Origin of the sequence: Pseudoalteromonas sp. TAE79, from assembly GCF_000498015.1 — a bacterium.
Classification (GTDB): domain Bacteria; phylum Pseudomonadota; class Gammaproteobacteria; order Enterobacterales; family Alteromonadaceae; genus Pseudoalteromonas.
The window spans coordinates 1-8,448 of the sequence record NZ_AUTL01000027.1; the positions used below are offsets into that span (position 1 = coordinate 1).

An 8,448-nucleotide genomic window follows, 5' to 3' on the forward strand; every position below is an offset into this window, starting at 1 on the left:
GGCTTGTTTGTCCACGCTTCGTAATCGGTATAAGCCGCTAAACGAGGAAACCACTGAGCAATTAAGAATATGTCGTTGCCGTCTTCTTCAAAGTGCTCGTAACCAGAACGTGCACCCACTGCATCTTCTTCAACAATGTTGAAGGCAAAGTTCATGCTAAATTCGACTTCTTTACCTGGTTTTAATGGCTCGTTTAAATCGATGCGCATTAAGGTATCAACTACAGTTACGCGTAGCTCTTTACCATCGTCATCTTTTACGCCACTGATTGTATAACCCAGTTCGTTGTCGCTCATAAATTGCTGACGACGTAATTCACCTAAACTTAATTTAGCGGGCTTTTGAGCTGGTAGGATTTCTAAAGTGCTTTTAAATGTTTTAGTTGTTTCGGCAATAGAGTCACTTTTAAAAATATTTTGATCTAACTGTAACCATAAATATTTAAGCGTATGTGGTGAGTTATTTTTATATTCAATGCTTTGGCTACCGGTAATGCGGTGCTTTTGTTCATCTAGCTTCACATCAATATCGTAATTTACACGTTGCTGCCAGTATTTTTCACCTGGTTCGCCAGCGGCACTACGATAAACATTGGGTGTAGGAAGTGCTTCGTCTAATTGACGAAATTTATCAACAAAAGAACCTTTTGTTTGCTCAACCGAAGACGCCATAGCTGCACTCGATATTGCGAATGGCAATACAAAAGCACTTAGCGTAAGACTTATTTTTTTCATTGTTAGTCCTAATATAATTTTGTGAGCGTACTTTGACAAATATACCAGTTAGCTTCAATAAATTAGCGACCAAGTACCGTATTTTTAGGGTGATGTTCACTTAGTTTTTTAGATTGAAAAATACAATTATTTTGTAACAAAATACGAATAGATAAAAACTGTAAAGGGGGTTTACAAAATTGGGTTTTAATAATGGTTTTGATCGGTTAAATACAAAGTCCCAGAACTTAAAAAAATATCATTCATTTTATATATATTGCTAAAAAAGTATTGCTTTGACATTACCAGGTAAACCATTAATCCTACGTATAAGTATTACTAATTCGCAACAAGTAAAATGGCCTAAAAGCCCTTTCTACTGAACAAAAACACAGTGAAACGAGTAAATAATTGGCTCAAATATTGCCGAACTTCATTAATATTCGCTATTTGTACGATAAATGACAAATAGTGTAATTTTAGGTTGATCTTTAGCGCTGTTTATATTTAAAATCGCCAACCTTTTTATTTGAGGCAAATAAATTCGTCACATTTATCCTCAAATTAATATCGATTACTAGCAAGAAATGCGGTGGGCTTATGGATTTTTACATCCTAAAAAAACAACAAGAACTAATTGCGATTCCAGCAAGTGAGAATAACTGTAAGCAGTATCTCGATTCGGGTTATTTTTATATCGATAAAGTAGCAGCGTGCAACGAAACTAATGCACTAAAGGCGCTACACGCAAAACAAACTAAAACGTTAAAAATTCCATTATTAATGGCTCTTTTAGCATTACCGGTTGTTTTTTCAGCTTGGTACAGTTTAACCTAACGTAATGCATGTCTTAGGCTTGCATCTTTAACAGCCTTGGGTATATTGGCGCTCTTACGGTTTTATTAAGAGCGCGACATGAAAGTCCTCCACACCTCAGATTGGCACCTTGGCCAACAATTTTACGAACACGATCGCCGTGTTGAACATCAAGCTTTTTTTACATGGTTATTAGCCACTCTTGTTGAACAACAAATAGACTTACTTCTAGTTGCTGGCGACATTTATCATACAGCGACTCCAAGTGCTAGCGCCGAAAATCAGCTTTATCAATTTATTAAAGACGCCAAAAAAGCATGCCCATTATTACATGTAGTGATTATTGCGGGTAACCACGACTCTGCAAATCGTATTTTGGCAGCTCAGCCATTACTTGCACAGTTTGATACGCACGTAGTAGGGCGCTTTGATGTCGCAACACACGATGAAACTGTTATTACCATAAATACCAATGGTAAACGCGCTGTAATCGTCGCTATGCCATTTTTACGTGCAAGCGATGTAAGTTTACTTAGCCAAACCGAAAGCGGCCCTAGTTATGCTCAAGGCGTTGCAAAAGCTTATGAACTTGCATTAGAGCAAGCTACTAATATAAACGAGCAAAACTCACCATTAATAGTTATGGGGCATTTACACGCAAAAGGCGGGGATATCTCAAGTGATTCTGAGCGTAACTTAGTAATAGGTGGTGAGGAGTCTATTTCAGCCAATGTATTTGGTAAACAAGCCAACTATGTTGCCCTTGGGCACTTACACAAAGCGCAACAAGTCGCTAAAAGCGATATTATTCGCTACAGCGGCACACCTATACCTATGTCGTTTTCAGAACGTAACTACACGCACCAAGTAAATGTTGTTGAGTTTATTATTGATGAAAAACAACATATTAGTACAACTGTAAACCCCCTTTACATTCCGCGCTCTGCCGATGTAATTATTTTACCAAAAGGGGAGTGCGTGCCATTAAGCGAACTATGCGAGCAAATTAAAGCGCTCGACACCGCACAAAATACAATAGCGCCTTATTTACGGGTAAAGCTTAAATCAAGCGATACCGACACCACCTTTAGAGAACAAATAGAACAAGCACTTGAAGGCAAGCATATTAAATTTTGTGGTATTGAACGTGTACGTGAGCAATCGACTCAAAATGACGACAACACCGTATTTGAAGATTTAAGCGAAGTTGAAATGCTCAACCCGCTTAACTTATTAGAACAAGCATTTGCAAACGATAAAGATATGGCAGGGCAAAGCGTACCCGATGAGCTAAAAGCACTTTTAAGTGACGTGATAAACGAGCTTACGGAGCAAGAGCAACTATGAAAATAACCGCAGTTCGTATTCATAATTTAGCTTCAATAGTTGATGCTGAAATAGACTTTACTCAAGCCCCATTAAAAGATGCAGGCTTATTTGCAATAACAGGCGATACCGGCGCTGGTAAAAGTACCTTTTTAGATGCGATTTGTTTAGCCCTTTATACAAAAACAGCGAGGCTACGCGGCGATAAAGGTAACTTAATTGAGTTTAATGGCGACAGCATTAAGCTTAATGATGCGCGAAACCTACTACGCAGAGGTACATGGGAAGGCCACGCCGAGGTTGACTTTTTAGGGCAAGATAAACAGCTTTACCGTGCGCGTTATACAATTGCACGGACCCATAAAAAAGTAACTGGCAAACTTAAAGTAGCAGAGCACACATTAGTAACCCTGCCAGACGAAACCCTTATAGCTGACAAAAGCCACACAATAAAAGAAGTTGAGAGCAAAATAGGGCTTAACTTTGAGCAGTTCTCCCGTGCCGTACTTTTAGCGCAACATGAGTTTGCTGCATTTTTAAAAGCCACTGGCGATGAGCGAGCGCAGCTTTTAGAGTGTTTAACAGGCACCGATAAATTTAGCCGTATTGGCGTGCGTATTTTTGAGCGCCATAAAGAGCAAGTGGCAAAGCTTGAAGCGCTTAAAGCAGGCCTTGAAAGCTATACCTTATTAACGACCGATGAACTTGAGTTACAACAAACCAAGTTAACCGATTTAAAAGCGCAAACCGAACACACTAAAAAAGAGCTAACCAAAACCGAAAAAGCACTTAACTGGTATCAGCAAGCTACAGTGCTTGAGCAAAGCTTACTGCAGGCACAGCAAACCCAGCAACAAGCAAGCTCAGCGCTTGAAAGTATCGTTGATCAAAGCGAGCAAGCAAAACAAGCCAAGCAGGCGCTTGAAATAAAAGATAACCGCAGCCGTTTTACTCAATTAACCGATCAAAATACGGCGTTAGATCAGCAAATAACATCACTTAAAAGTGTTGATCACTTAGCGGTAATTAACGAGCGTAACACCGCGCTTGCTAAGCATACTGAGCTACTTAATAACGCCAATGAGCAAAAACAAAATGCAGCGCCCGTTATAGCAAAAGCGAGAGAGCTCGACAGCAGCATTGCTTTGCAAACTCAAGCTGTAAAAGGCGCAGAGTCGCAAATAACCAAAGAGCAAACTCAACTTGATGAGCTCACGCAGCAGCTTAAACAAAGCAATAACGAGCTAGAACTCGCTAATACCGACTCAACTAAAAGCCAGCAATGGCTTAGTGAGCATGCACAGCTGCACGTTTTAGCAAAAGACTGGAGCTACTATCAGCAAAGCTTTAATACCTACTTAAATGCACAACAGCAATTAACTGCAAACCTTGCACAAAGCCAAACTCTTAATACCGAGCTTGCAGGTCAGAGCAAGCATTTAAATACACAAAGTAATAAAGTGCAGGAGTGCGAGGCGTTACTTACGAGCGAGCAGTCAGCTTTGCAGGTTTTAAACACTCAGCTTAATGAATTTAATGCAGAGCACTGCGACGCGCAGCTAAAAAGTATTGATTACTTAAAAGAGCAGCGAGAGCGCTATAAGCAATTTAATGCGGACCTAAAACAAAGCACTCAACGCCAGCAAGTGCTCAATCAGCAGCTAAATGAAAGCCAGCAAGTCCATGTTTTACTTAATCAGCATTTAATAACCAGCGAGCAAGCACTTAAAGGCAGCGAGTACGCACTTAACCAAGCGCGCTTAAGAGCCAGCGAAAACGTAGAGCATTTACGCACTGAGCTTCGCCCTAATGAGCCTTGTTTAGTGTGCGGCGCAACGGAGCATCCGTATGCGGTAAACCAAAATCAGCAATTAAATAACTTAATTACCGATTTTGAAAACGCTTTTAATGCCGCTAAAAAGCAATTTGACCATGCACAAAGTGAGCTGCATAAGCATCAAACTCAACATGCTGTATTAACTGCTGAAAACGGACAACTTGAGCAAGTAATTCAAACGGCAAAAACCAAACAGCTCGACATTAGAAATACCATGCTAGGCGCACGTAGTGAGCTTAACGACTTAACGCCTGATCAGCTTGAAGTAACTTATAAGCAACTAACGCAGCAAAAAGCGCAATACTTTGAGCAACAAAAACGTCAACGTACACTGCAAACTAAAGTAAATGAGCTACAAGCAGCACTTAAAGCAGAGCAGCAAGTAAAGCAGCAACTGAGTAATAAACACCTTGAGCTTACACACCAGCAAAACCAGTTAACGAGTAAGCATAGCGAACTAAGCGCGCAAATTAACGAGCTGGGTACAACGCTTAATAGCCAATTTGAAAACAGTGATTTTTGGCAGCAACTACAAGCCAATACGCTTGAACTTACCGAGCTGCACGAGCAGGTTTCGCAGTATCAGCAAACTCAAACGCAACTTGAGCAAAGCCAAAAGCGCCAAGACACAGCTAGTGAGCAAATAAAGCAGCTCACACCGCTTGTTAGTAAAAGCGAGCAATCGTTAAAAGCACTTAATGAAGAGCTTGTTAAAGCTAAAAATTTACTAAGCACTGTGCAAAGTGAGCGCTTAGCTTTATTTAATAACGAGCAAATAAGCGCAGACGACTACCAAGCAAAACTTACAAGTGCGCAAGAGCAAATGCAATCGCAGGTTCAAGCGAGTCAAAAAGCCTATGACGACGCTATAAAACAACGAGATGAGCACGCTATAACGCTTAAAAATGTGGAGCAACGCTTACTTGAAAACAGCCAAGAACTAGCAACACTTGAGGCACGTTATAACCAGTGGTTTACTGACTTTAAAGCGCAATACAGCGATGTAACGCACGAACAGGTCAAAATTTTACTAACGCTCAGTAGCGATACTATTAAAGCACATTTAAATCAACACGAGCAGTTAACTCAAGCGTTAACAGATGCAAATGCCGCATTAAAACAGCAGCAACTTACGCTTGAAAAACACAACAGTAGCGATAAACCAACTCAAAGTGCAGAGGCTTTAAGTACGCAATTAAGTAGCTTAAATGAGCAACAAACGCAGCTGCAAAATTCATTACTAGCAACTAATACCGCTATTGAGCAACACAACCAAAACGCAAAGGCGCTTGAAGGCAAACAAGCCGAGTTAACTACGCTTAAAACACAGGTAGAGCAGTGGCACTTGCTTAATAAAGTATTGGGCGATGCAACGGGTAAAACCATGCGTAACTTAGCGCAAACACAAACGTTAAAAATATTACTGCACTATGCCAACAGCCACTTAAAAACACTCAACAAACGCTACGAATTAACCGCCATAGCGCAAACGCTCGACATTGCAATTATCGACCGCGACATGGCCGACGAGCAACGCTCTGTTAATACGCTCTCGGGCGGTGAGTCATTTTTAGTATCGCTAGCGCTTGCACTTGGTTTAGCATCGCTTTCGTCTAACAAAGTACAAATCAATTCTTTGTTTATTGACGAAGGGTTTGGTACGTTAGACAGCGAAACCCTAAGCATTGCAATGGACGCTTTGGATTCTTTGCAAGCACAAGGCAGAAAAGTAGGCGTTATATCGCACGTAACACAAATGAGCGAGCGTGTAGCCACTCAAGTGCATGTAGCCAAAAAGCCAGGTGGATATTCCACAGTTGAAGTTTTATAAGCAACATTACTGAAAACAAGGAGATACAATGCCAACGTTTACAGGCGAGCAAGCAACACAATACGATAGCCGCATAACCCGTTTAGTGCCTGGTTATGAATTATTACATCAGCTCACTAATGCGCAATTACAAGCAACGCTAAGCGACAATGCGCATATTTTGGTAGTAGGGGCAGGCACAGGCAAAGAAGTACTTGCACTGGCTGCACTAAACCCTACATGGCAATTTACTGCGCAAGATACATCAGCCGATATGCTTGCTATCGCACAGCAGCAATTTGATGAACAAGGCATAACAAGCCGCGTAGATGTACATAATGGCCCAGTTGATAAGTTATCGGTTAAAGCCGATGCCGTTTTATGTTTATTAGTAATGCATTTTTTAGAAGATAACGGCGATAAAAAAGAGTTATTAAAAGCAATTAAAGGAAGTCTTAAAAAAGACGCAAACCTTTTTATTGCAGATTTAATGCGCCCCGAAACTTCATTTGAGCGCGAAGCCCAGCTCACAACGTGCGCGCAATTGGGTTTAACCGAAACAGGTAAAACACAAACAGGGCACGACTTAGAAAATGAGTTTTACCCGCTTGATAGAATGCGCTTTAGCGAATTGCTAAATGAGTGCAAATTTGGCATTCCGAAGCTGTATTTTAAAGCCCTAGGTTTTAGCGGATATGTAGTTTAAGTTTCACAAGCTAAACAAGCACCCGCTATTTAGCACCAATAAAAACACCGAGTGAACAAACTCGGTGTTTTTATATAACCCTCTCTACACCCCGAAGTTTCTCTAAGCGTAGGTCGGATAAGTGAAGCGCCACCCGACGCTCTAATATCCACATCACTCAGATCATTACTGTGCCAGCAATCCTAACCAATCTCTCCAAGCGCTTTCATCGCGGCTTGTGCTTTGTCTGTTTGTACAAAAATATGGTCGTGATAAAACGCAGCTACCACATTAGCGCTAATGCCATGCTCAGTTAGCTTTGCAGATACCGCAGCTGTTAACCCAACGGCCTCTAAGCTTGAATGTACATTAAGAGTAATTAAATTATATTTACCCTCGTAAGTAATACCTGCTTTATCGGCGGTTTCAGCTTTTAAAATAAGGGTTAGGCCTTCCTCTTCAACGTAAGTGGCAAGTGGCTCTAAGTGAACATAATCAGCCAATTTCCCTGCCAAACAGCAAAATATGTATTCACCTTGTTTAAGCACAGGCTGCATTGATTTTAATAATTCGTTTAACTCTAAAATTCCGGCCATGGTCGTTCCTTACAATGTGTTATTTAGTGCCTTTTAGCTGCGCGACTAGCTCGCTTAATCTCGCAATTTTTATATTACTTAATTGCCTGTAATCAAAATACGGGCACACAATAATGTTGTTACTGGTGTCTATTGCAAACTCGTCGTCGAGCCAATCAAATTGTGCATGCAACTTACCTTGTTGTAATAAGTTTTTAGCGTGCGTACGCCCAGCAATTATGTGTAGCTGATTTTGATTGCTAGTAGCTTTATCTGCGCAAGTAATAGTAGTGTCAGGCGCGCTAAATAGCAGGGCGGTTTTACTACTTTTTTGTAGTAAAAACTCATCACGATAATGCTGCCAAGTAGGGGCTTGTTTAGCAAATGAGTAATGCTCACTTGGTAGGGAAAATAGCACTTTGGCGTATACGTTAAACACTTTGCGCCAACCATTACCACAGTGCTGGTTTATGGTATTTATTTGCTCATTTATAACAGGCTCAAGGCATTCAAGTGTTTCAAAAAAAGGCATTGGCGGCGCTTTTGCTACGTATACCGCCACGCTAAATTGCGTATCACCTAAGCCAACTAATTGGGTATTCAAGTTAGTTAGCCTTGTTTTGCGCTAAAATACGGTCGAGGTTATTTGCAAAGTTTTGGCGATCAGTTTGACTAAGTGGCGGCGG

Annotated in this window: 6 protein-coding genes and 2 pseudogenes; 4 read left to right on the plus strand and 4 right to left on the minus strand. The window is 40.8% G+C overall.

The annotated features are described in order from the left end of the window. Positions 1–734 (minus strand): annotated as a pseudogene (locus L655_RS0100760) (aminopeptidase); the annotation flags it as partial. Positions 735–1,313: 579 nt separating this feature from the next. Between L655_RS0100760 and L655_RS0100765 the strand changes: the two are divergent. The 4 genes from L655_RS0100765 to L655_RS0100780 all read left to right on the plus strand — a co-directional run bounded on the left by L655_RS0100765 (position 1,314) and on the right by L655_RS0100780 (position 7,208). Continuing rightward, positions 1,314–1,550, plus strand: coding sequence for a hypothetical protein (locus tag L655_RS0100765; protein ID WP_002959190.1), 237 nt, complete (start codon positions 1,314–1,316; stop codon positions 1,548–1,550). A 78-nt stretch (positions 1,551–1,628) separates the two neighbouring features. Continuing rightward, positions 1,629–2,876, plus strand: coding sequence for an exonuclease SbcCD subunit D C-terminal domain-containing protein (locus tag L655_RS0100770; RefSeq protein WP_024603764.1), 1,248 nt, complete (start codon positions 1,629–1,631; stop codon positions 2,874–2,876). Continuing rightward, positions 2,873–6,523, plus strand: coding sequence for an SbcC/MukB-like Walker B domain-containing protein (locus tag L655_RS0100775; protein WP_024603765.1), 3,651 nt, complete (start codon positions 2,873–2,875; stop codon positions 6,521–6,523). The genes L655_RS0100770 and L655_RS0100775 overlap by 4 nt, the downstream gene beginning before the upstream one ends. A gap of 28 nt (positions 6,524–6,551) precedes the next feature. Further along, positions 6,552–7,208: a class I SAM-dependent methyltransferase gene (locus L655_RS0100780; protein ID WP_024596051.1), complete on the plus strand. Its 657-nt coding sequence runs from the start codon at positions 6,552–6,554 to the stop codon at positions 7,206–7,208. Positions 7,209–7,390: 182 nt separating this feature from the next. On the opposite strand, the gene L655_RS0100785 is transcribed toward L655_RS0100780, so the two are convergent. From L655_RS0100785 to L655_RS1000000128445, 3 genes and pseudogenes are all read right to left on the minus strand, one after another. Continuing rightward, the gene (locus L655_RS0100785; RefSeq protein WP_024596052.1) at positions 7,391–7,783 is read right to left on the minus strand and encodes an ACT domain-containing protein; all 393 of its coding nucleotides are present in this window, start codon (positions 7,781–7,783) and stop codon (positions 7,391–7,393) included. A gap of 19 nt (positions 7,784–7,802) precedes the next feature. Continuing rightward, positions 7,803–8,366, minus strand: coding sequence for a hypothetical protein (locus L655_RS0100790; RefSeq protein WP_024603766.1), 564 nt, complete (start codon positions 8,364–8,366; stop codon positions 7,803–7,805). Between the two features lies 1 nt (position 8,367). After that, positions 8,368–8,448: pseudogene (locus L655_RS1000000128445) on the minus strand (YaiI/YqxD family protein); the annotation flags it as partial.